Here is a 20,013-nt window from a genome sequence, read left to right as displayed (position 1 = left end):
GTTGGGGCGGTTATTTAAGCAAATTTCACCGCCCGTAGCTTAGAAATCGATACTGCCGCGCAGCACCACCTCACGCGGTTCCCCCACCGCCACGCGCAAATTACCGCCGCTGGACGGGTAGTAAGTTTTATCGAACAGGTTCTTCACGTTCAGCTGCCATTTCACCCGATAGCCGTTGATCGGCATGGTGTAAGCGGCGAACGCATCGGCAACGGTGTAATTATCCAGGGAGAAGCTGTTGGCAGCGTCACCCGGGCGGCGTCCTACGTAGCGCGCACCGGCGCCAATGCGCACCTCATCGCCGCTGTAGAAGCCCGGGCTGCCCAGGTTCTGGGTCAGGAACAGCGAGGCGGTGTGGCGCGCCACGTTGGTCATCTCTTTCCCCTTGTTGTCCGGATCGTCCACCACCCGCGCGTCGGTATACGCATAGGAGCCGATCAGGCTCAGCGAATCGGTGAGGTTACCGGCTACGTCCAGCTCCACGCCCTGCGAACGCACGCGCCCGGCGGTGCGCGTCACGGTTTCGCCCTCCACCAGCTCATTGACCATCACGTTGCGCTTGGTGATGTCGAACAGCGCCAGCGTGCCGGTGACGCCGTTCGGCAACGCCAGCTTGCCGCCGACTTCCCACGACTTGCCCTGCTCCGGCGGCAGCGAACCAATTTGGGTGGCGATGGAAGAGTTCGGCTTGAACGACTCGGTATAGCTGCTGTACAGCGACACATAAGGCGTCAGCTTGTACACCACCCCGGCGCGCGGCACCAGCTTGCTGTCCGAGCTGTCGGTATTGGCCTGGAACGGCCGCCCCTTGCCGGCATAGACGTCGAAAGCGTCGTAACGCAGGCCGCCCATCACCAGCCATTTATCGGTTAGCTGGATGGAATCCTGCATAAACCAACCGTAGCTGGTGAGGTTTTCCCGCTGGTCGCTGTCTTTGGCGCTGACCGCCGTCGACGGCGGCATCAGGCCGTATACCGGATGATAGATATTGAAATCGCTGTTCTTTTTGCCGCGGATCATGTCGCCGCGGAAGGTGCGGTTATCTTCAAAATCGAAGCCGAACAGCATCTGATGGTTGATGCTGCCCCAGTCCACGTCGCCATTGAGCGTCAGCTGCACCGCGTTGGCGTGGCTGACGGCGTTGGCGGTCGAGTCGGCCTGGCGGCTCAACACGCCGGTCACCGGGTTCAACGCCGTGGCGCGCGCCTGGTTGTCGCTGTAGCTGTTGCGGCTGTAGGCGTAGGTCAGCGAGCTTTTCCAGCGCTCGTTGAGCGTCTGATCGATCTGCAGGGTAATGCTGTCCTGATCGCCGCGGGTGGCATTATAGGCCTCGTCAAAACGGCGATCGCGCGGCGTATTCACCGGTTTGCCGGTGCGCGAATCGATAATGGTGCCGCGATCGAACGGCACCAGATATTCCATATGTTCATAGGCCAAGCGCACGGTGGTGTTCTCGCCGTACCACATCAACGACGGCGCGATCACCGTCTGGCGATTGCGGCCAAAGTTGCGCCAGTAATCGGTTTCATCGTGATCGACGATCATGCGATAGGCAAACCCCGACGTGCCGAGCGGCCCGGTAACGTCGAGCTGGCCGCCGCCGCCGTTGAAGCTGCTGCCCCAGCCTTCCACGTGGGTATGCTGCTGCAGCTGGGGCTTTTTGGTGATCATGTTGATCATCCCGCCCGGCTCGCCCATGCCGTACAGCATCGAGGCCGGCCCCTTGAGCACCTCCACCCGCTCGGTGGTCGGCGTAAAGTTGCGCGCCTGCACCGAGCGCACGCCGTCGCGCAGAATGGAGCCGTCGCGGTTGTCGCCGAAGCCGCGTTTCATGACCGCGTCCTGGGTGCCGCCCAGCGTGTTGGCCTGGGTAATGCCGCTGACGTTGTACAGCGCTTCGTCGAGGCTGCTGACCGCCTGATCGGTAATCACCTGCTGCGGCACCACGTCGATCGCCTGCGGCACGTTCAGCAGGTTGGTTTCGCTGCGGGTGCCGGTGACGCTGGTCAACGGCTGATAGCTCTGCACGCCGTCGGCATCTTTGCGGCCGACCACGACCAGGCTCTCTTCCTGCGGCGCGGCTTTCTCCGCCGCCCACGTCGGCGATGTCGCGCAGGCCGCCAAAGGCAATGCGCACCACCAGCCGCGCTTGTTGTTATTCATTATCTAACTGACTCCAATAGGTCCCTGAAAAAGGTAACGGCAAAAACTGCTGATACAGCTGTTGGAAGGTCTGTTGCGGGTTAATGTCGGCGAACAGATCCGGGTAAAACGCTTTGGCGAACATCTCGACCAGCACCACGTGGTACGGGCTGAGGTAAAAATTGTGCCAGACGCTCCAGGCGCGGTGGTTTTTCACCGCCTGCAGGCTGGCCAGCATCGGCTGTTTGGCGATCAACTGGTGGAAGCTGGCGGCAGCCTCCTGTGGGCTGACCTGCGGCCCGAGGCGCAAGTCGGACAGCCGTTTGCCCTGCGGCCCAGCCATGCCGGTGGCGAGGTAAACGTCGGGATTGGCGCTCAGAATGGTTTCCGGGTTCAGTTCGCCATACACGCCTTTGACGCTGGCGTTGGCGATGTTGTCACCGCCGGCGAAGGTCAGCAGATCGCCGAGATTACCGTGCGCGGCGGTGGTGCAGCAGGTGTCGCGTCGCCCCAGATGCAGGTGCAGCATCACTTTGGGTTTCGCCCCCTGATAGCCCGCCAGCCGTTGCTGAATCACCGCCATATGCTGCTGATAAAATTCGATGAACTGCTCGGCGCGCTGCTGGCGATTGAGCACGTCGCCCAGCAGCCGCACGCTCGGCACGGTGTTGTTCAGCAGATCGATGCGCAGATCGACATAGATCACCGCCACGCCGGCCTTGTTCAACGCGGAAACCAGCAGATCGTTGTCGCCGTCTTCACGCGCGTAGCGCGCCAGGATCACCAGATCCGGCTTCAGCTGCAGCAGGCTTTCGATATTGACCTGGCGAAAATTGTTGCCGCTGATAACGGGGATCGCGGCGATCTGCGGAAACTTCTGCGTATAAAGCTGCCAGCTTTGCGCATCGAAGCGCGCCAGATCCGCCGGCCAGCCGACGATGCGCTGCGCCGGGTTGCCCGGCTCCAGCAGCGCCAGCGTATACAGCATGCGGCTCTCTCCCAGCACGATACGCTGCGGGTTATCCGGCACCACGACCTGACGGCCGGTGATGTCGGTGACCGTTTTCGCCTGGGCGGGGAACAGGCCGAACCACAGGGAAAGCAGCAGTAAAATGAGGGAATTGCGCATGATTGAGCCGACACGGGGAAATAGTGTGCGCATGATAATCACTCTCATTAGCACTTGCAATCCCGCACCGTGATTGCCAAAAGAAATCCGGGAAACGGCGCCGGGCGCGGGGCGAAACACCGCGAAACCGCTAAAAGAACGGCTTTAAAAAGTTAAAAAAATGGCCGAAAAATGGGTTAAATGGGGTGGGAACCCAGAAAAGAATCGGGAGACATCCATGACTCAACGCATCATTCCGCTGTCGGATTGCCCGCAGTTTGCCGATGTGTGCGCCGCCTGGGCCTTCGGCCAGTGGGGCTCACAGCGCGGCGGCTCGCTGGAGCGCACCCAGCTGCGCTTCGCCCAATGCAGCCGGCCGAGCGACGATCACCTGACGCTGATGATGATCGACGGCGATCGCCCGGTGGGCATGGCCAGCCTGTGGCCGAGCGACGATCATCAGCGCCAGGATCTCACCCCGTGGCTGGCCGGCGTCTTCGTGCATCCCGATCACCGCCGCAAGGGCATTGCCCACCGCCTGGAGATGGCGATCGTCGAAGCGGCGCGGCAGCGCCATCATTCGATTTTGCATCTCATCACCGACAAATCGGAAGCGCTGTACGCCGGCTGGGGTTGGCAACCTCTGGAGCGCCGGCGGCAGTATGACGAAGACGTGGTGGTGATGGTGAAAACGCTGTAGTTAACGCGGCGTACAGACATACACCAGCGCCGGCGGGAAATTGCGCACCACCCGCAGGCGCTTCCAGTGAAAATAGCGGGACAGCAATTTTTCCGACAGGTGGCTGTATTGGAACAGCACCAGCGTGCCGTTGCGCGCCAGCAGCCGCTGCCGGGCCTGCTGAAGGATGCGCACGCTGATCCTGACCGGGATCGACAGCAGCGGTAGGCAGGAAAACACCACGTCATAATCCGTGGCCATTTGGGTCGCCGAATGGGCCATCACCTGCAACCGCCGATCGTCTATCCCCCGCAGCCGATGCACGAAATGCGGTTGGATCTCGAAAGCCTCCAGCGCCGCATCGGCGCGCATCCGCCCCAGAATGCGTTTGGTCAATACGCCGTCCGCCGCCCCCAGCTCCGCGATCGACAGCGCCCGGGTCCATTCAACCTGGTTCAGCATCGCCTGGCACAGCCACGGGGAAGAAGGCGCCAGCGTACCGACGGTGCGCGGTGAAGCCATAAATTGCTGCAGGTAAGCGAAGTGATTCATCAGTTGCAGCCGGGTCGCATTTAACATTGAGGCCTCCTTGGGTTAAGCCCTCAATGTGAGCCGAATTTCTTAAGTATTCATTAACATGATTCCGAAAGCAGCGGACACAGTTGTAATAAAATGCAACCTCAGCCGCAGCGGAAAAATGAAAAACGGTCGTAATAATGACCTGAAAATAAGCCGCCCACGCGCGCCCTATCAGATAATTATTACGACCGTTTATTTTATTGGCCACGTTGCCGTGGCCAGAGGGTAAAAAACCAACGCTTAGCGATAAATTTCCGCATTGCCGCGCCAGTTGCTGGAATCCCCGGGGGTGTCCAGGCCGATAATGCGGTAATGGCTGGCGCCGTCCGCCGCGGCTTTTTCTTTCAGGGCGTGAATGGCGTCATGCGGTGAGCCGCTAATGCCGGAAACCGACACCACGCCGAGGCTTTGCAGATTGGCGGCCTGTTCGCTGTTGACCTGTTTCACCGACGACAGCGGCGCGGCGAAAGTGGAGAAGGAAGCGGCGGCGATCAATACTGCTGCGATGCTTGGGATAAGTTTCATGATTGACTCCAGGTGTTCTTGTTTATTAGCTCGTTGTCAGTGATGTTAATTATCCGCTAGCCAATGAAAACGGACGTCATGCAACGTAAAGAACATCAATCATTGTGAGGAGAATAAGGAGGAAGTGAGAGCGAGTGTGTATTTTAAGGCGGAAATGACTTTATAGAGTTCACCTTACCCCTATTTGATGAACAATTAAAGACGGGGCGAAAGAAAGAACGCGCGCCGCCGCTATTTAAGATTTTTTACCCGCCGGAGCGCGCTGAGCTACGCTGATTTTGTGGCTTACCCTTTTAAGGAAGAACGCTTATGTCGCAAAACCTGCTGCGCGTGCGTGACGGTCATGGCGCTTCGGTCTCATTCTCCGAGCTGCTGTTCGATCTGATCTACGTTTTCGCCGTGACCCAACTTTCCCACTATCTGCTGCATCACCTGACGCTGACCGGGGCGCTGGAAACCCTGCTGCTGTGGTTCGCCGTCTGGTTGGCCTGGCAATACACCGCCTGGGTCACCAACTGGTTTAACCCGGATACCCGTCAGATCCGCCTGCTGCTGTTCGCTATCATGCTGCTGGGGCTGTTCGCCGCCGCCGCGTTGCCGCAGGCGTTTGGCGAACGCGGCCTGATCTTCGCCCTGTTCTACGTCGCCATCCAGGTCGGGCGTTCCATTACCGTGCTGCGCCTGCTGGCGCCCGGTCATCCGTTAAAGCAAAACTTTCGCCGCATCCTCGGCTGGCTGTGCATCTCCGCCGTCTTCTGGATCGCCGGCGGGCTGGCGGATGGCAGCGCGCGCCCGGCGCTGTGGGCGATCGCCGTACTGTGCGAATACGTCTCGCCGATGTTCGGTTTCCGTCTGCCGGTGCTGGGGCGCTCGGACAGCAGCAGCGAATGGACCATCGAAGGCCACCATCTGGCGGAGCGCTGCCAGCTATTCGTGATCGTGGCGCTGGGGGAGACCATTCTGATCACCGGCGCCACCCTGAGCGAGATGGAAAGCTGGAGCCTGCCGGTGCTTATCGCCTCGCTGGTGGCCTTTCTCGGCAGCCTGGCTATGTGGTGGGTCTACTTCGACACCAGCAGCAAAGCCGGCAGCCACGCCATCAGCCAGGCGGAAAACCCCGGCCAGCTGGGCGCTTACTTCCATTACGTGCACGTCGCGCTGGTGGGGGCGATCATCGTCTGCGCCGTGGCCAACGAGCTGGTGATCGCCCATCCCGACGGCCACATCCAAAACGCCACGGCGGCGGTGTTGCTGCTCGGTCCGGCACTCTATCTGTTCGCCAACGCGCTGTATAAACGGCTGGTGTATCATCGCTTCCCGCTGTCGCACCTGGTGGGGCTGCTGGCGCTGGCGGTATTGGCCCCCGTCGCCTATTTCACGGATCTGCTGATGGTCAATGGCCTGACGACGCTGATCATGGTGGTGGTGGCGGTGTGGGAGAGCATCTCGCGCGGCAGAGCGCCGCAGCGGCACGCGGAAGCCTGAAGCAAACGGGGGCGTCACCGCCCCCGCTGTGAGATTGATGACAAACCTCATGCCATTGCCGGGTTTGCAGAGAGCAGCGGATAAAAAAACAAGGAAAATCAATTTATTGATTTTCGGCTGATGGCCACAAAGGAGGAAAAACCACGTTTTTTCCTCCTTTGTCAACGGTCTGACGGGGGCGCTATCGCCCCGCTGTCTCACTTCAAGGGATGCGGCAAGGTGAGCACCCAGAGCTCGCTCAGCGACTCCGGCTGCTCCAGCGGGCGCAATTCGATACGGGCGTCGGTCTTGTCGCCGTCGAGGCTCAGCCGCCCTTCTTTCTCCAGCTGATAATCGCCGATTTTCTTGCTCTTTGGCGATGCGTCCACCAGCTTGGCCTGCAGGCCGAAATCGTTGTCATTAATCACCGCCAGCGTGCGATCGTCGATCAGCGCCAACCCTTCCGCTTTCTCCTGGCGCCAGCCCAACTGGCGCAGGTCCGCCACTTCCTGTTTCTGCGCCAGCTTCACGCCGCGTTTGGCGAGATCTTTCGCATCGTCGAACTCCAGCGCTTTCCCCTGGCCGTCAAACGCGCTCAGATCGCTGGCCTGCGCGAGATCCACCAGATAGATCTTGTTGATCATCGTCTTATCTTTACCGGTTCCTTGTTCAATCAACAGGATGCGCTGGTTGTCCAACGCCACCACATCGCCAATCTTGGCGTCTTTGGCTTTTTTATAGCTGTCGATATCGATGGGATAGCCGTACATGGCGGTTTTGCCACTGCGCGGATCGAAGCTCACCAGCCGGGTAAACTGCGCCTTGTTCTTGCTTTTGCCATCGACATCCAGCGTGCTCTGCACCGCCGCCAGAATGCGCCCATCCGGCATCCGGGTCAGCCCCTCAAAACCGCGGTTGGGCTGGCGCCACTTCAGGATGTTCGGCAAACCACTCGCCACCGCCTGCTCGCCGGCCTGCGGCGTTGGGCCGTATTTGGCGAGAATTTTACCGTTGCCGTCGATATGGATCAGAAACGGACCGTACTCATCGCACAGCCAATAGCCGCCGTTGCCGTCACCGATGATGCCTTCGGTATCCAACCCGCGGCGATCGCCGGGCAGCGGCTGCAACGCGTCGTTCAACGCCACTTCGTTCGTGGAACCAATCAGCTCGCTCGGCAGCGGCAGCCCGCTAATCGGCCCTTTTTCGTCATGCAAGGGCCGTGCATTCTCGGCCACGGCCTTGCCGCCACCGATACGAATGTCCATCAACAGAGGCACGAATTGCGGGTTGGCGAAAATTTTGGCTTCTTGCTTGCCCACCGCCGGGGCATCGGCATTCGGGCCGCGATCGGTCAGCGTCGTCAGCACCAGATCGTCGCCCTGCTTGCGATTGAACGTCAGCCCGGAGCCGATCCCCACCGGCAGCCCCTGCGGGAAATTCTTGGCGAACGCCCCCTGATAGGCGACGCGTTCCCCGCCGGGGAAGCCGACCACATAACGCGCTACCTCAATATCTGCAGCGTAGGTGAATACAGGAAACAGTGAAGCCAACAGCAGGGAGAGCGATTTTATTTTCATGGTTTTTACCCGAGGTTGAACGAAGCGTTATCAGGCAGAAGAAGATATTAATTTAGCATGACACTGAGATGACAACAGGCGTTTCGTCAAATGTGCAATAGGCAACAAGGTTGACTGGCAAATAGAAATTAGCAATTAACCTGGGGATATTGAATGGAGAAAACCGCTGGAAAAAAGCGCCTGAAAATAACCCGTCATTTCGCTTAGGGTAAATTCTTATATCAAAGATAAAAAAATCGGCAAACGCGCGCCGGCACGGCGAAAAACGGCGTTTTTCTCATAGACAAAATAAAATACCGGGGATTTAATACCGCCGTTATTCAAGGTGCATTAAGAAAATTCTATAGAATATCTGCATGAACTGAAAAAGCTGTTCTATAGTTTTTAGTGCTAACACCCGTTAGTCTATTCCGCAGGATGGAATCTATGTCAAAGCGACTTTTTGCCGAATTTTTTGGCACATTTTGGTTGGTGTTTGGTGGTTGTGGTAGCGCAGTATTAGCCGCGGCATTCCCACAGCTGGGTATTGGTTTCCTCGGCGTCGCGCTCGCTTTCGGCCTGACCGTGGTGACGATGGCCTATGCCGTCGGCCATATTTCCGGCGGGCACTTTAACCCGGCAATCACCGTTGGCTTATTCGCCGGCGGCCGTTTCGCGGCGAAAGACGTGATTCCTTACGTTATCGCACAGGTGATCGGCGGTATCGCCGCAGCGGCGGTGCTGTATTTGATCGCCAGCGGCAAAGCCGGTTTCGACGCCACCGCAGGCGGTTTCGCCTCCAACGGTTACGGCGAACACTCTCCGGGCGGTTATTCTCTGCAATCAGCCATCGTGATTGAACTGGTGCTGACGGCCTTCTTCCTGATCGTTATTCATGGCGTGACCGACAAACGCGCGCCGGCAGGCTTTGCCCCGCTGGCGATCGGCCTGACGCTGACCCTGATCCACCTGATCAGCATCCCGGTGACCAACACCTCCGTCAACCCGGCGCGCAGCACCGGCGTAGCGATCTTCCAGGGCACCTGGGCGCTGCAGCAGCTGTGGGTCTTCTGGCTGGTGCCGCTGGTCGGCGGCATTATCGGCGGCCTGATCTACCGCTGCCTGCTGGAAGACAAAAAATAAGCGCATCGCAGCCGATAGCGTTTCACGGGGCAGCCTTCATCGGCTGCCCCGTTGCTTTCAGCCCTTCGTCACGTCAAACATCATGATATCGCTGGTAAAGGAGCCGTCCGGCTGAATGGCGAAGTGCGTCGCCACCTCCTGCGACACACTTTGCTGCAGCGCGCGGATCGCGGTAACGAAATGCGCCGGCGTGCGCATGCGCGCCACCCAGCTGCCGAACTCCAGCATCAACCGATCCGACGTTACCTCGCGCATCACCAACCCAGCCTCGGTCAATAACGCCAGCCACTCACCCGGCGCATAGTTGCGCACGTGTGAGGTGTCGCGCAGCACTTCCACGGTTTGCAGGTAGGTATCCAGCAGCGGATGCCCCGGCGAGACCACGTCCATGAAGATCGCCCTGCCGCCCGGCTTGAGTACCCGCTTGACCTCACGCAGCGCCTGGCCGACGTCGTGCCAGTGGTGCGCCGAATAGCGGCTGATGACCAGATCGAAGCTGGCGTCCTCAAACGGTAAAGACTCCGCCACGCCCTGCTGCAGCTGAATGTTACTCAAGCCTTTTTCCGCCGCCGCCTGCTCCACCACCGCCAGCATTTGCGCCGACAGATCGTAGGCCACCACCTGCGCCACCCTGGCCGCCGCCGTGAAGCTGGCGTGCCCAGCGCCGCAGCCCAGATCGAGCAGGCGCGCGCCGGCGTGCGGTTCCAGTAACTGTGCAAGGCGTTGCAAATCCTTGCCCTGCGCGTGCACCGCGCTGGTTAAGTAGGCGTTGGCCTGCTCGCCGAACTGCCGGTCTACCGCGTTTTTATGGCTGTTGCTGATGCTCATGTTTGCTCCCGTTATTATCCGGCTTGCGCCTGTGCCTGAAGGCTTTCGGCTACTATAATCAGGCTACTATACGGGTACAATATGAGCAGTTATCCTGGTATAAATAGGTACCACGCTATGTCATCAGAAGCCTTATCCGGGCCAAAGGCCCTCGGCGCATTCCTGCGCGCGCACCGCGAGCGCATCACGCCGGAAATGCTCGGCCTGCCCAGCTCCTCGCGCCGCCGCACCAGCGGCCTACGGCGCGAAGAGCTGGCGCAAATCAGCGGCATCAGCGCCACCTGGTATACCTGGATCGAACAGGGGCGCGAGGTGTCCATTTCCCCCTATACGCTGGCACGCATCGCCAAGGCGCTGCGGCTGGGCCCCGCCGAACGCCACTACCTGTTTACCCTGGCGCGCGTCGCCGATCCCGAGCAGGAAACGCACCGCGAAACCGCCAACGACGCGGTGCTGCAAAGCGTGCACCAGATGACGGTGCCCTGCTACCTGCTGGACGTGACCTGGAACGTCGTCGCCTGGAACCCGCAGGCGGCGGCGCTGTTCAGCGGCTGGCTGGATGTGGCCAACAGCCCCAACCTGCTGCACTTCATGTTCTTCCACCCATTGGCGAAAACGCTGGTCAGCGATTGGGAAGAACGTGCCCGCCGCGTGGTGGCCGAGTTTCGCGCCGAGACCAGCCATCACCAAAACACCGAAGAGATGCGCGCCTTCGTGCGCAACATGACGCACAACAGCGCGGACTTTAATCACTGGTGGAAACAGCATGACGTGATGGCGCGCGAAGGCGGCGAGCGCGCGTTCGAGCACCCTCAGCAAGGTGCGCTGCGCTATCGCCAGCTCACCTTCCATCCGGCGGAGCACGGCGGTCTGAAGCTGGTAATGCTGATCCCGCTGCCGTAATTGGTAACAAATTCATAGACAGGTTTACCCGCCATTTATTTATTGGTTCATGCAAACGCGCTAGGGTGATTGTTACCGATGACAACGATCATCCAGCACCGTTATTTATCTCCCGAGGTACGCCTATGCAATCCGAAGAACAACGCCTTATCGATGGTCTGTTTGGCCGCCTGAAAGAAGCCGAGACCAAGACGGGCCCACGGGATATCCAGGCAGAGCAGCAAATCAATCAGCATATTCGTGAACAGCCTTCCGCCCCTTATTACATGGCGCAGGCGATGATCATTCAAGAAGCGGCGCTCAAGCAGATGGACCAGCGGGTCAAAGAGTTGGAAGCCCAAGTGGCGCAGCTGCAACAAACCGCCAACGGACAACAGAGCAGCGGCGGCTTCCTGGCCGGCCTGTTCGGCGGCGGCAGCCGCAGTACGCCAAGCCCGCGTGAACAGTATCAGGCGCAGCAGCAAAATACGGCGGCCTGGAACAACGCGCAGCAAGGGGGCTACTCACAGCCGCAGCAGCCAGCCTATGCCCAACCGCAGCAGGCAGCGTCTTCGCGCGCCGGCGGCTTCCTGGGTGGGGCTTTGCAAACCGCGGCGGGCGTCGCCGGCGGCGTGGTATTGGCCGACATGCTGACCGGCATGTTCCGCCATTCGCAGCCGCAGGAAATCGTGAATATTATCGAAGAAAACCCGGCGCCGCTGGACGACAGCGCGATGCGCAATTTCGACGCCTCCAACAACCTTGATACCTTCAACAACGGCGACGGCGGCAGCTTCCTGAATCAGGACAACGGCTTCCAGAACGCCAACTATCAGGATGACACGGACTACGCCGACGACGATTACAACGACGACGACGATTCCTTCCTGTAATACTCCTCTCCCCCTCTCACCCGCAGAGGGGGATTTCCCGTTTCGCCGATCTGGACTACAGTGAACGCTGTTCATTGATCCGGCCGGGAGAAACGATGCCGAGCTTTAATCCTTCAGCCCCGTACTTCAGCGAGCGCCTGCAGATGCGGCCGCCGGTGATGGCGGACCTCGAACGTTTCTACGCCATCTTTGGCGATCCGCAAACCCAACGCTTCAACCCCGCCGGCCCGCTCACCAGCGAAGCGCAGGCCGCTTTGGCGCTGCAGGAGCGGCTCGCCGTCTGGCGGCAACACGGTTACGGCTCCTGGGCGCTCGCCCTGCGCGAACGGCCGGATTGGGTTATCGGTTTTGGCGGCTTGTCCTGGAAACCGCTCGGCGCGCAGCGCACCGTTAACCTCGGCTATCGCTTCGACACCCGGGTGTGGGGCATGGGGCTGGCCACCGAGATGGCGCGGGCTTCACTGCAATACGGGTTTGTCGGCCTGGAGGTGGGTGAGATTTCTGCCATTGTGCGCGCGGAGAATCAGGCTTCGTGGCGGGTGCTGGAAAAGATTGGCATGCAGCGGGTGGATACGCTGGATGACGTGCCCGGCGCAGCGCCGAGCCTGGTGTATACGCTAAAGCGCGGCGACTATCAGGGCTGATCGTCGCTGATTTTGGCCAACGCCATGCGGTAAGATTTGACCTTCTGACGCTTTTTCAGCCAGGTGGCGGTAGAAACGATGAACACCGCGCCCGACATCGCCAATACGCCGGTCGGGTGGCCGTAAAACATCATCAAGGCAAAGTACACGGCGGAAACGATCGCCACCCATTTCGCCGTATTGCCCATGTCGTTCTTCTCCTGGGTCAAACGGCGGATGTGCTCTTCTTCACTGATTCCCATACGCGCTCCTTGTTGGCTGAACGTTCCATTATATGGAGCTGGAGTGCTGATATTTCAAGCGGTTGGATGGTAAAGAAGCGTAAAGCTCAGGCCGGCGGTTCCCGCCGCCGGGGCAGATAGCGCCCGGGCTGGTCGGCGCCCGGCAAACCGGTGCCGTCGTTGCGGCCAAACAGCCGGTAGCGATTGCCAGCAACCGCATCGTAGACCTTGTCCGCCAGCCGCGGCGGCAGGTAACGCGCCAGCGCCAGCGCGCGATACGGCCATCCCAATTGGCGCAGCGCCTGAAACAACGCCGCCGAACGCAGCCAATAACGCCCCTGCTCAACATAGACCACGGAATCGAAACAATCGGTCGGCAATCCCAGCGCCTGCAGGATCGCCTGCCCTTCGACGGATTGCACCGTCGCCAACAGAATGCGCCGCTGCCGATCGGCGCGAATAAGATACCTCACCAGCCCGTGACACAGATTGCATTCGCCGTCGAACAACAGCGCGCACTCGCCGGGCTGGAGACAGGGCAGTTGTGCTAAAAGGGTCATCCCGCCTCCCGATAAACGCTCGCCTTAGCCTAACGCGCCTTGAGCGTGCGAACCAGAGCGGGATGACAGAGCCCGTTAAGGCGCAGGCGGGGCGTCAGGCACGGCCACCACCGCGACGCGCACCTCGTAATGCTTGGCGCTGCCCGCCGGGATCACCGCCGTCAGTTTGTTGATGGTTTCCACCGGATTGTCGCTGGCCGAGGTGGCGCAGAACAGTTCGCCGCCGTGGCAGAACCCCGGCTTGGGCGGGTGCCCGCCCGGGAAAGGCGGCATGCGCATCGCTTCATCCACCACAGGCGGCAACGCTTTGGCCGCAGGCGCCTCGGGGGCCGACATCGCGCTCGCGCTGAACAACAGCGCCATGCCCATGCAGGGCAGCGCCAGGATCTTGATTGCTTGTTTCATTGAATTAGCCTCATTTGCCGGGTTCGGGATTACGCTACCCCGCCCCCGGCCCATGAGAAAGCCGCTTTTCGCTACCTTTTCGCCCCGCTACGTTTTGCTTACATCCCGCATCTAACGTGATGAAAGGCGAAAGGTGGGGTAAAGGGCCGTCGCATTACTTACCGTTCGTCAGCGTGTTATAGCTGGTCATCAAATTGCGGTAGTCCGGGATATGGTTGGAGAACAGCGTGCCCAGGCCTTCGATGTCGTTGCGCCAGTCGCGGTGCAGCTCGCAGGCGACGCCGAACCAGGTCATCAGCTGCGCGCCGGCGGCTTCCATGCGGCTCCAGGCCGACTGACGCGTCAGCTCATTGAAGGTGCCGGAGGCGTCGGTCACCACAAAGACCTCAAAGCCTTCATTGAGCGCCGACAGCGCCGGGAATGCCACGCACACTTCGGTCACTACACCGGCGATGATCAGCTGTTTACGGCCGGTGGCTTTTACCGCCTTGACGAAGTCGTCGTTGTCCCAGGCGTTGATTTGGCCGGGGCGAGGAATAAAAGGGGCATCGGGGAATTGGGCCTTCAGCTCCGGCACCAGCGGGCCGTTGGGGCCGTTTTCGAAACTGGTGGTCAGAATGGTCGGCAGATTGAAGTACTTCGCTAAATCACCCAGCGCCAGCACGTTGTTTTTAAACCGATCGGGATCGATATCGCGCACCAGCGAAAGCAGCCCTGCCTGATGATCCACCAGCAATACGGCGGCCTGGTCCTTGTCGAGGCGTTTGTAATTTGCAGTCATGGTTTTACTCCTGTGGGGGTTGATGTTGCGGATGAAACGCCCCGCCGCTGGGACGGGGCGTTGAGGTTTAAGTGTAGCGCCTGGGCCGGGGAACACGTCCCGCCCCAGGCACCAAGGTCAGCCGGCGCTCGCTTCGGCGTTCATGCTACCGAACTTGCCGCTGTTGAAGTCGCGGAACGCCTGCTGGATTTCCGCGTCGCTGTTCATGACGAACGGGCCGTAGCCGACGATAGGCTCATCGATCGGTTCGCCGCTCAGCACCAGCAGCGCGACGTCGTTGTTGGCTTCAATCGTGATCGAATCCCCCGCCCGGTCGAAACGCACCATTTGGGTTTCGCGCACCACCTCTTCGCCGTTGACCAGGATCGCGCCATGCAGCATCACCAGCGCAAGCGTATGGCCTTCTTTCACCGTCAGCGTGGTGGTGTGGCCGGCATTCAGCTTCATATCCCACACGTTGAGCGGGCTGAAAGTGCGTGCCGGGCCGGCGTGGCCGCCAAAGTCACCGGCGATCACCCGCACCTGCCCTGCGCCGTCCGCCAGCGGAACCACCGGAATATCGGCGTTCAGCAGCGTCTGGTAACCGGGCTCGGCCATTTTGTCCTTGGCCGGCAGGTTGACCCACAGCTGCACCATTTCCATGGTGCCGCCCTTGCGCGAGAAGTCCCGCGAATGGAACTCTTCGTGCAGAATGCCGGAGGCGGCGGTCATCCACTGGACGTCGCCGGGGCCAATCACCCCGCCGCTGCCGGTCGAGTCGCGGTGTTCCACTTCGCCCTGATAGACGATGGTCACCGTTTCAAACCCGCGATGCGGATGCTGACCCACGCCGCGGGTGCCGGAGGCAGAGCGGAATTTGGTGGGCGCCGCGTGATCCAGCAACAGGAACGGGCTCATTTCCGCCCCCAAATCGTTATAAGAGAACAGCGAATTCACCAGGAAACCGTTACCGACCCAGTGCGCTTCCGGGCTGTTGTGAATACCGAGGATTTTTTTCATCTTGAACTCCCGTTTCAGACCTCACGGCCTTAAGTTGATGCCAGAAGTTTAATCTGCCGGGGTTTGCTGCAGTAGTAGGCAAGATGTACACTCAGCGTTCTACTGGTGGAACGATAAGGGCTATGATGCAGACCGATCTGAACGACCTGTTTTTCTTCGCCAGCGTGGTCGATCACCAGGGATTCGCCCCCGCCGGCCGGGCGTTGGGCATTCCCAAATCCAAACTCAGCCGCCGCGTGGCGCTGCTGGAAGAGCGACTGGGCGTGCGCCTGATCCAGCGCTCGACGCGGCGTTTCTCGGTGACCGAGATCGGCCAAACCTATTATGCGCACTGCAAGGCGATGCTGGTGGAAGCGGAAGCGGCACAGCAGGCGATCGAACAGACGCGCGCCGAACCCTGCGGCACGGTGCGCATGTCGTGCCCGGTGGCGATCCTGCACACCCGCGTCGGCAGCATGGTGGCGGCCTTTATGGCCGATTACCCTAAGGTGACGGTACATCTGGAGGCCACTAACCGCCGGGTGGACGTGGTAGGTGAAGGGCTCGATCTGGCGATCCGCGTGCGGCCGCCACCGCTGGAGGACAGCGATCTGGTGCTGAAGATCCTGGCGCAACGCACCTGGTGCGTCGCCGCCAGCCCGGCGCTGGTGCGCACTCTCGGGCCGGCGCAAACGCCGGAAGACCTGCGTAAATACCCGACGCTCGATCTCGGCCCGGCGCGCGCTCAGCACCAATGGCGGCTGACCGGCCCGCAGGGTGAACGGGTCGAGTGGGAACACACGCCGCGGCTGGTCACCGACGACATGCTGATGCTGCGCACCGCCGCCATCGCCGGCGCCGGCATCGTTCAGCTGCCGGCGATGATGATGCGTGACGACATGCTGCGCGGCGAACTGGTCCAGCTGCTGCCCGGCTGGCAGCCGCAGGGCGGCGTGGTGCATGCGGTCTACCCGTCGCGCCGCGGTTTATTGCCGGCGGTGCGGCTGCTGCTCGATTATCTGGGCGAGCAGTTCGCCAGCATCGAAGAGGAGTGATTAGGCGGTAATTTCGATCGCGTTGCCGTCCGGATCGCGGATGACGGCTTCATAGAAGCCGTCGCCGGTCCAGCGCGGCGCGGACAGCAAAATGCCCTCCTGCTGCGCGCGCTGCGCCAATCGATCGACCTGCCGTTCATCCCCCAGCGACAGCGCGATGTGCGCCCAGCCCACCCGTTCTTCCAGGGCCTGCGCCGGCAACAGCGTCGGCACGCGCATGATCTCCAGCGTCGGCCCGGCCGCCAGGCTGACGAAACGGGAAACAAACCCCGGCCGGTTGCGGCTGACGTACTCCTCACCCGCCTCACCGTTGAAATACCGCTGCCAAAACGCCAGCTGCGCGTCGATATCACGGGTCCACAGGGCAACATGGGCTATTTTCATCATCATTCTCCGGTCGGTAAATCGCTGTGCCAAACCTGGCCGCCGCCCTGCGCCACCTGCAGCTCGAGCTGCGGGTGCGCGCCGCGCGCCGTCACCAGATGATCCACCCGCCCGGCGGGCAGGAAGGGGTAAGGGGCGTAGGTATTGAGCTTGTCACGGGTACACAGCACCGCCACGCTGCCGGCGCGCGTCAGCAGCCGCTTTTTGAAGGTGGCGTCCTGGTAGCTCAGCGCGGAGAAGCCGCCGTCCGGGTCGTAGGCGCAGATGCCGGTGAACACCAGATCGAAATGGAAACCGTCTATCTCTTCCGCCGCCTTGGCGTCCACGCAGCCGCCAACCTGCGCATCCAGCTCACCGCCGATCAGGATGGTGCGGATCCCCGGCCGTTCCAGCATTTTGCCGGCGATGCTCAATGCATTGGTCACCACCGTCAAACGCCGATCGCGCGGCAACAGATCCGCCAGATACAGGTGGGTGCTGCCGGCATCGAGGAAGATCAGCTGCTCTTCACCGATCAACCCCAGCGCGGTCTGCGCCAGCGTCAGCTTCTCATCGCCGCTGAGCGCCATGCGCGCCGCAACGGGGCCTTCGGCCGGCGTCGGCGCCAGCGCGCCGCCATAGATACGTTTACACAGGTTCTGCGCCGCCAGCTGGCGCAGATCGCGGCGGATGGTGGCTTCGGTGGTATTCAACCGCTGCGCCATCTCCAGGGCCAGCACCCGCCCCTGTTGGCGAAGCGCGTCGAGAATGGCCTGGTGGCGTTCATTCGGTAACAGTTTGGACATCGCGTAAATCCGGTGACGCTAAAGTGATCATAAATGTACATAAACGTACACAACCGAACAATCATTTTTTTCGCCACGCTGAAGCGGCTGCGCTCGTCTAGACTGAGAGTGACATCACCGATAAGGGATTATGACGCGATGACCTCCGCCGTGCTTTATACGCTGTTTCCCGCCGCAGCCACCGTCATCGGCGCTGCGGTGGCACTCTATCGCCGCCCCGGTGCCGCCACGATGCGCGTCATCCATCACTTTACCGCCGGCATCGTTTTTGCCGCCGCCGCCACCGAAATCCTGCCCGATCTCAAGCAGCAGTCGCCTTTGGCCGTGTTGCTGGGCGGCGCTGCGGGGGTGCTGTTAATGCTGCTGGTTAGGCAACTGGGTGAAAAAGCGCAGGGGCCGGTCGGTTTTATCGCCGCGGTCGGCGTCGATATCTTTATCGATGGGCTGGTGCTGGGTATTGCCTTCGCGGCCGGTGCCAAGGCCGGTCTGCTGTTGACGCTGGCGTTGACGCTGGAAGTGCTGTTCCTGGGGTTGTCGATCGTCGGCGATTTGAAAGACTTTCTCGGCAGGCGGCTGCGGGCCATGGCGGCGATAGTCGGCCTGGCGCTGCTGCTGCCCATCGGTGGCCTGCTGGGGGCGCCGGTGGCCATGCTGGGCGCATTTTGGCTGACCGCCTTTTTGGCCTTTGGCCTGATCGCCCTGCTCTACCTGGTCACCGAGGAGCTGCTGGTCGAAGCGCATGAAGGCGGAAAAGAGACACCGTTCGCCACCGCGATGTTCTTTGCCGGCTTCCTGCTGCTGTTGCTGTTAGAGGAAGGTTTGGGGTAAAAAAACAGGAATTTCATGGCGCATGCCGCCCGGAGGCAACGCTTTGGCTATACTGAGGCAGGCGAAGTTACCGTAGACGTAACGGCTTGGGCGTAAAGGGAAAACGATGTTATTGACGATCGCAAGGTGGCTGTTTCAACTCCCCGGGAAGCTGTTCGGGCTGATTTTTAAAAATCGCCTGAGGATATTTTTGTTCTTTATGCTGGTCGCCATCGCGGTGCTCGGCGCCAAGCGCTATCTGCGCGCTCATCAATATGACGACGAGTTCAGCCTCGCCGCCCCCACCGATTACAACCGCGCGATAAAGCGCGAAATGCCGCTGCGCGAGGCGCGTGAACAGTGCGGCGGGCCGCTGCACGACAATGCCGGGCAGCCGTGGCCCGCCTCAGCCGGTTATCTGCACCAGCCGACGCGGCTGCCCGCGACCGGTCTGCATCGGCTGACGCTGGATAATCAGGGCAACGATTTCGCGGTGCTGGTCAAGCTGGAAACGCCGACGGCACCGCAGCAGCTGGCGGAAGTCTTTATTCCGCCCGCCGGCAGCTTCGAGGTGAAAATCAATGCGGACGCGGAACACGTCATGAAAATCAAGAACATCAAGACCGGCTGCATGTTCCGCTCCCGGCCGTTCAACCTGGATAAACAGAGCGATTGGCGCATGCCGCTGACGCTACAAAAAGACGGCAGCCTGCAGCTGCAGTCGATAGGGGATCGCCAATTCTGATCGGGCGCCGGGCGGAAGCGCCGGCGCCGCGAGGGTTACTTTTTCACCGGGTGATCGCGGCGGAACAGTTCCCAGCTTTCAATTTCCTGCCCACTCGGCAAGGTGCAGGTGGAATACTGGCCTGCCGCGTTCTCTTTGGCATTCAGCTTGCCGCCGATTTGGGTGCAATACACGTCGGCCGGGTTCGCCATGCCGATCGGTTTCACCTGCTGCGGCGGTGGCGGCGCATCGTTGGATTTCACGGAACACCCCTGCAACATCGTCATCCCCGCCAACAGGGAAAGCATCAACGTTTTTTTCATTTTTCCAGCTTATGCAAAAAAGAACGGCGGAGCGCTCCGCCGTTCGTTCATCATGAAATAAAGGATTTGCCCTGTTTCAGCACCAGATCGCAGGCTTTTTGCTTCACCTTCTCGGTGATCTGCGAGGTGCCCAGGCTGTTCAGATCCAGGCTCTTGCCTTCGCCGGTCTGCAGCAAGCCGCCCAGGCCCTGCTGATAATCCTGGCTCTTGGCGTTTTCGGTGCTGGTGATGCCCAGCTTGCTGAGCAGCTGATCTTTCACCCCTTCGGCACCGTTAGCCGACAGCACGTTGTTTTTCACACAGTACTGCAGGATACCGGCGGCATTGGTCATGCTGCTGGAGCTCAACGCCTTGTCGCCACCGTTCAACAGGCCGGTCAGCGAGGAGAGCGACATGCCGCCGCTGCTGTCGCCGCCCGACTTGCTCAGTTCGCCCGCCGCGCTGCTGAGGGAATCCATCAGCCCGGCAGCCTGAGTGGCGCCGCTAGCCAGGGTAGCGGACAGCGCCAAGGCCAGCAGTAAACGATGTTTGGTGATCATAGTGG

General features: G+C 60.7%; 24 protein-coding genes. 9 read left to right on the top strand and 15 right to left on the bottom strand.

What is annotated here, in order from left to right:
* Positions 1–39: 39 nt before the first annotated feature.
* Positions 40–2,163, bottom strand: coding sequence for a TonB-dependent siderophore receptor (locus ACJ8QI_RS00700; protein ID WP_084826761.1), 2,124 nt, complete (start codon positions 2,161–2,163; stop codon positions 40–42).
* Positions 2,156–3,271 (bottom strand): ABC transporter substrate-binding protein, encoded by a 1,116-nt coding sequence (locus ACJ8QI_RS00695; protein ID WP_442531955.1) that lies wholly within the window; start codon positions 3,269–3,271, stop codon positions 2,156–2,158. The genes ACJ8QI_RS00700 and ACJ8QI_RS00695 overlap by 8 nt, the downstream gene beginning before the upstream one ends.
* A 217-nt stretch (positions 3,272–3,488) precedes the next feature.
* Here ACJ8QI_RS00695 and ACJ8QI_RS00690 point away from each other — a divergent pair, with 217 nt between their 5' ends.
* Positions 3,489–3,950, top strand: a complete 462-nt coding sequence (locus tag ACJ8QI_RS00690; RefSeq protein ID WP_442531954.1) for a GNAT family N-acetyltransferase — start codon at positions 3,489–3,491, stop codon at positions 3,948–3,950.
* Here ACJ8QI_RS00690 and ACJ8QI_RS00685 read toward each other — a convergent pair whose 3' ends face one another.
* Both ACJ8QI_RS00685 and ACJ8QI_RS00680 read right to left on the bottom strand, forming a co-directional pair.
* The gene (locus ACJ8QI_RS00685; RefSeq protein ID WP_060423257.1) at positions 3,951–4,508 is read right to left on the bottom strand and encodes a class I SAM-dependent methyltransferase; all 558 of its coding nucleotides are present in this window, start codon (positions 4,506–4,508) and stop codon (positions 3,951–3,953) included.
* A gap of 240 nt (positions 4,509–4,748) precedes the next feature.
* Positions 4,749–5,033, bottom strand: a complete 285-nt coding sequence (locus ACJ8QI_RS00680) for a YdgH/BhsA/McbA-like domain containing protein (protein ID WP_019454243.1) — start codon at positions 5,031–5,033, stop codon at positions 4,749–4,751.
* Positions 5,034–5,342: 309 nt separating this feature from the next.
* Here ACJ8QI_RS00680 and ACJ8QI_RS00675 point away from each other — a divergent pair, with 309 nt between their 5' ends.
* On the top strand, positions 5,343–6,518 hold the full coding sequence (locus ACJ8QI_RS00675) for a low temperature requirement protein A (RefSeq protein ID WP_442531953.1): 1,176 nt from the start codon (positions 5,343–5,345) through the stop codon (positions 6,516–6,518).
* A 197-nt stretch (positions 6,519–6,715) separates the two neighbouring features.
* On the opposite strand, the gene ACJ8QI_RS00670 is transcribed toward ACJ8QI_RS00675, so the two are convergent.
* Positions 6,716–8,077, bottom strand: a complete 1,362-nt coding sequence (locus tag ACJ8QI_RS00670) for an esterase-like activity of phytase family protein (protein ID WP_442531952.1) — start codon at positions 8,075–8,077, stop codon at positions 6,716–6,718.
* A 426-nt stretch (positions 8,078–8,503) separates the two neighbouring features.
* On the opposite strand from ACJ8QI_RS00670, the gene aqpZ reads away from it, so the two are divergent.
* Positions 8,504–9,199 (top strand): aquaporin Z, encoded by a 696-nt coding sequence (aqpZ, locus tag ACJ8QI_RS00665; protein WP_025301712.1) that lies wholly within the window; start codon positions 8,504–8,506, stop codon positions 9,197–9,199.
* Positions 9,200–9,256: 57 nt separating this feature from the next.
* On the opposite strand, the gene ACJ8QI_RS00660 is transcribed toward aqpZ, so the two are convergent.
* On the bottom strand, positions 9,257–10,027 hold the full coding sequence (locus tag ACJ8QI_RS00660) for a class I SAM-dependent methyltransferase (RefSeq protein ID WP_164268437.1): 771 nt from the start codon (positions 10,025–10,027) through the stop codon (positions 9,257–9,259).
* Positions 10,028–10,144: 117 nt separating this feature from the next.
* Here ACJ8QI_RS00660 and ACJ8QI_RS00655 point away from each other — a divergent pair, with 117 nt between their 5' ends.
* From ACJ8QI_RS00655 to ACJ8QI_RS00645, 3 genes are all read left to right on the top strand, one after another.
* A complete protein-coding gene (locus tag ACJ8QI_RS00655; RefSeq protein WP_038873182.1) occupies positions 10,145–10,930 on the top strand; it encodes a helix-turn-helix transcriptional regulator in 786 nt (261 codons plus the stop codon).
* Between the two features lie 125 nt (positions 10,931–11,055).
* Positions 11,056–11,802 carry a DUF2076 domain-containing protein gene (locus ACJ8QI_RS00650; RefSeq protein ID WP_442531951.1) on the top strand — a complete coding sequence of 249 codons (747 nt, stop codon included), beginning with the start codon at positions 11,056–11,058 and terminating at the stop codon, positions 11,800–11,802.
* A 95-nt stretch (positions 11,803–11,897) separates the two neighbouring features.
* Positions 11,898–12,446 carry a GNAT family N-acetyltransferase gene (locus ACJ8QI_RS00645; RefSeq protein ID WP_149571585.1) on the top strand — a complete coding sequence of 183 codons (549 nt, stop codon included), beginning with the start codon at positions 11,898–11,900 and terminating at the stop codon, positions 12,444–12,446.
* On the opposite strand, the gene ACJ8QI_RS00640 is transcribed toward ACJ8QI_RS00645, so the two are convergent.
* From ACJ8QI_RS00640 to ACJ8QI_RS00620, 5 genes are all read right to left on the bottom strand, one after another.
* Positions 12,437–12,688, bottom strand: coding sequence for an ABC transporter ATP-binding protein (locus tag ACJ8QI_RS00640; protein WP_442531950.1), 252 nt, complete (start codon positions 12,686–12,688; stop codon positions 12,437–12,439). The two genes, ACJ8QI_RS00645 and ACJ8QI_RS00640, sit on opposite strands and share 10 nt — an antisense overlap.
* Positions 12,689–12,774: 86 nt before the next feature.
* Complete coding sequence (locus ACJ8QI_RS00635; RefSeq protein WP_100396242.1) at positions 12,775–13,227, bottom strand: thiol-disulfide oxidoreductase DCC family protein; 453 nt, start codon at positions 13,225–13,227, stop codon at positions 12,775–12,777.
* 75 nt (positions 13,228–13,302) lie between these two features.
* Positions 13,303–13,632, bottom strand: coding sequence for a hypothetical protein (locus tag ACJ8QI_RS00630; RefSeq protein WP_442531949.1), 330 nt, complete (start codon positions 13,630–13,632; stop codon positions 13,303–13,305).
* A gap of 154 nt (positions 13,633–13,786) precedes the next feature.
* Entirely contained in the window at positions 13,787–14,413 is a 627-nt protein-coding gene (gene ycaC / locus ACJ8QI_RS00625) for an isochorismate family cysteine hydrolase YcaC (RefSeq protein ID WP_004928476.1), read from the bottom strand.
* Positions 14,414–14,530: 117 nt separating this feature from the next.
* On the bottom strand, positions 14,531–15,412 hold the full coding sequence (locus ACJ8QI_RS00620; protein ID WP_038873171.1) for a pirin family protein: 882 nt from the start codon (positions 15,410–15,412) through the stop codon (positions 14,531–14,533).
* Positions 15,413–15,537: 125 nt separating this feature from the next.
* Here ACJ8QI_RS00620 and ACJ8QI_RS00615 point away from each other — a divergent pair, with 125 nt between their 5' ends.
* On the top strand, positions 15,538–16,446 hold the full coding sequence (locus tag ACJ8QI_RS00615) for a LysR family transcriptional regulator (protein WP_442532125.1): 909 nt from the start codon (positions 15,538–15,540) through the stop codon (positions 16,444–16,446).
* On the opposite strand, the gene ACJ8QI_RS00610 is transcribed toward ACJ8QI_RS00615, so the two are convergent.
* Positions 16,447–16,830, bottom strand: coding sequence for a VOC family protein (locus ACJ8QI_RS00610; protein ID WP_084826769.1), 384 nt, complete (start codon positions 16,828–16,830; stop codon positions 16,447–16,449).
* A gap of 2 nt (positions 16,831–16,832) precedes the next feature.
* The gene (locus tag ACJ8QI_RS00605) at positions 16,833–17,615 is read right to left on the bottom strand and encodes a DeoR/GlpR family DNA-binding transcription regulator (RefSeq protein ID WP_070915501.1); all 783 of its coding nucleotides are present in this window, start codon (positions 17,613–17,615) and stop codon (positions 16,833–16,835) included.
* A gap of 138 nt (positions 17,616–17,753) precedes the next feature.
* On the opposite strand from ACJ8QI_RS00605, the gene ACJ8QI_RS00600 reads away from it, so the two are divergent.
* Positions 17,754–18,443 carry a ZIP family metal transporter gene (locus ACJ8QI_RS00600; RefSeq protein ID WP_060440611.1) on the top strand — a complete coding sequence of 230 codons (690 nt, stop codon included), beginning with the start codon at positions 17,754–17,756 and terminating at the stop codon, positions 18,441–18,443.
* Between the two features lie 106 nt (positions 18,444–18,549).
* Positions 18,550–19,167: a hypothetical protein gene (locus ACJ8QI_RS00595; RefSeq protein WP_047728779.1), complete on the top strand. Its 618-nt coding sequence runs from the start codon at positions 18,550–18,552 to the stop codon at positions 19,165–19,167.
* Between the two features lie 35 nt (positions 19,168–19,202).
* Here the strand turns inward: ACJ8QI_RS00595 and ACJ8QI_RS00590 are convergent, their stop codons facing one another.
* Positions 19,203–19,469, bottom strand: a complete 267-nt coding sequence (locus ACJ8QI_RS00590; protein ID WP_442531948.1) for a putative hemolysin — start codon at positions 19,467–19,469, stop codon at positions 19,203–19,205.
* Positions 19,470–19,519: 50 nt separating this feature from the next.
* A complete protein-coding gene (locus ACJ8QI_RS00585; protein WP_015376789.1) occupies positions 19,520–20,008 on the bottom strand; it encodes a DUF2501 domain-containing protein in 489 nt (162 codons plus the stop codon).
* Between the last annotated feature and the right edge of the window lie 5 nt (positions 20,009–20,013).

Source organism: Serratia sp. CY84636 (assembly GCF_052166245.1).
In the GTDB taxonomy this organism is placed as follows: Bacteria; Pseudomonadota; Gammaproteobacteria; order Enterobacterales; family Enterobacteriaceae; genus Serratia; species Serratia nevei.
Note: the sequence above shows the minus strand (reverse complement) of the source record. Positions and strands in the feature narration are given on the sequence as shown.

Excerpts from the sequence above, each read along its gene's own strand:
- ACJ8QI_RS00700 (WP_084826761.1), bottom strand. The coding sequence starts at position 2,163 with ATGAATAACAACAAGCGCGGCTGGTGGTGCGCATTGCCTTTGGCGGCC.
- ACJ8QI_RS00695 (WP_442531955.1), bottom strand. The coding sequence starts at position 3,271 with ATGCGCAATTCCCTCATTTTACTGCTGCTTTCCCTGTGGTTCGGCCTG.
- ACJ8QI_RS00690 (WP_442531954.1), top strand. The coding sequence starts at position 3,489 with ATGACTCAACGCATCATTCCGCTGTCGGATTGCCCGCAGTTTGCCGAT.
- ACJ8QI_RS00685 (WP_060423257.1), bottom strand. The coding sequence starts at position 4,508 with ATGTTAAATGCGACCCGGCTGCAACTGATGAATCACTTCGCTTACCTG.
- ACJ8QI_RS00680 (WP_019454243.1), bottom strand. The coding sequence starts at position 5,033 with ATGAAACTTATCCCAAGCATCGCAGCAGTATTGATCGCCGCCGCTTCC.
- ACJ8QI_RS00675 (WP_442531953.1), top strand. The coding sequence starts at position 5,343 with ATGTCGCAAAACCTGCTGCGCGTGCGTGACGGTCATGGCGCTTCGGTC.
- ACJ8QI_RS00670 (WP_442531952.1), bottom strand. The coding sequence starts at position 8,077 with ATGAAAATAAAATCGCTCTCCCTGCTGTTGGCTTCACTGTTTCCTGTA.
- aqpZ (WP_025301712.1), top strand. The coding sequence starts at position 8,504 with ATGTCAAAGCGACTTTTTGCCGAATTTTTTGGCACATTTTGGTTGGTG.
- ACJ8QI_RS00660 (WP_164268437.1), bottom strand. The coding sequence starts at position 10,027 with ATGAGCATCAGCAACAGCCATAAAAACGCGGTAGACCGGCAGTTCGGC.
- ACJ8QI_RS00655 (WP_038873182.1), top strand. The coding sequence starts at position 10,145 with ATGTCATCAGAAGCCTTATCCGGGCCAAAGGCCCTCGGCGCATTCCTG.
- ACJ8QI_RS00650 (WP_442531951.1), top strand. The coding sequence starts at position 11,056 with ATGCAATCCGAAGAACAACGCCTTATCGATGGTCTGTTTGGCCGCCTG.
- ACJ8QI_RS00645 (WP_149571585.1), top strand. The coding sequence starts at position 11,898 with ATGCCGAGCTTTAATCCTTCAGCCCCGTACTTCAGCGAGCGCCTGCAG.
- ACJ8QI_RS00640 (WP_442531950.1), bottom strand. The coding sequence starts at position 12,688 with ATGGGAATCAGTGAAGAAGAGCACATCCGCCGTTTGACCCAGGAGAAG.
- ACJ8QI_RS00635 (WP_100396242.1), bottom strand. The coding sequence starts at position 13,227 with ATGACCCTTTTAGCACAACTGCCCTGTCTCCAGCCCGGCGAGTGCGCG.
- ACJ8QI_RS00630 (WP_442531949.1), bottom strand. The coding sequence starts at position 13,632 with ATGAAACAAGCAATCAAGATCCTGGCGCTGCCCTGCATGGGCATGGCG.
- ycaC (WP_004928476.1), bottom strand. The coding sequence starts at position 14,413 with ATGACTGCAAATTACAAACGCCTCGACAAGGACCAGGCCGCCGTATTG.
- ACJ8QI_RS00620 (WP_038873171.1), bottom strand. The coding sequence starts at position 15,412 with ATGAAAAAAATCCTCGGTATTCACAACAGCCCGGAAGCGCACTGGGTC.
- ACJ8QI_RS00615 (WP_442532125.1), top strand. The coding sequence starts at position 15,538 with ATGCAGACCGATCTGAACGACCTGTTTTTCTTCGCCAGCGTGGTCGAT.
- ACJ8QI_RS00610 (WP_084826769.1), bottom strand. The coding sequence starts at position 16,830 with ATGAAAATAGCCCATGTTGCCCTGTGGACCCGTGATATCGACGCGCAG.
- ACJ8QI_RS00605 (WP_070915501.1), bottom strand. The coding sequence starts at position 17,615 with ATGTCCAAACTGTTACCGAATGAACGCCACCAGGCCATTCTCGACGCG.
- ACJ8QI_RS00600 (WP_060440611.1), top strand. The coding sequence starts at position 17,754 with ATGACCTCCGCCGTGCTTTATACGCTGTTTCCCGCCGCAGCCACCGTC.
- ACJ8QI_RS00595 (WP_047728779.1), top strand. The coding sequence starts at position 18,550 with ATGTTATTGACGATCGCAAGGTGGCTGTTTCAACTCCCCGGGAAGCTG.
- ACJ8QI_RS00590 (WP_442531948.1), bottom strand. The coding sequence starts at position 19,469 with ATGAAAAAAACGTTGATGCTTTCCCTGTTGGCGGGGATGACGATGTTG.
- ACJ8QI_RS00585 (WP_015376789.1), bottom strand. The coding sequence starts at position 20,008 with ATGATCACCAAACATCGTTTACTGCTGGCCTTGGCGCTGTCCGCTACC.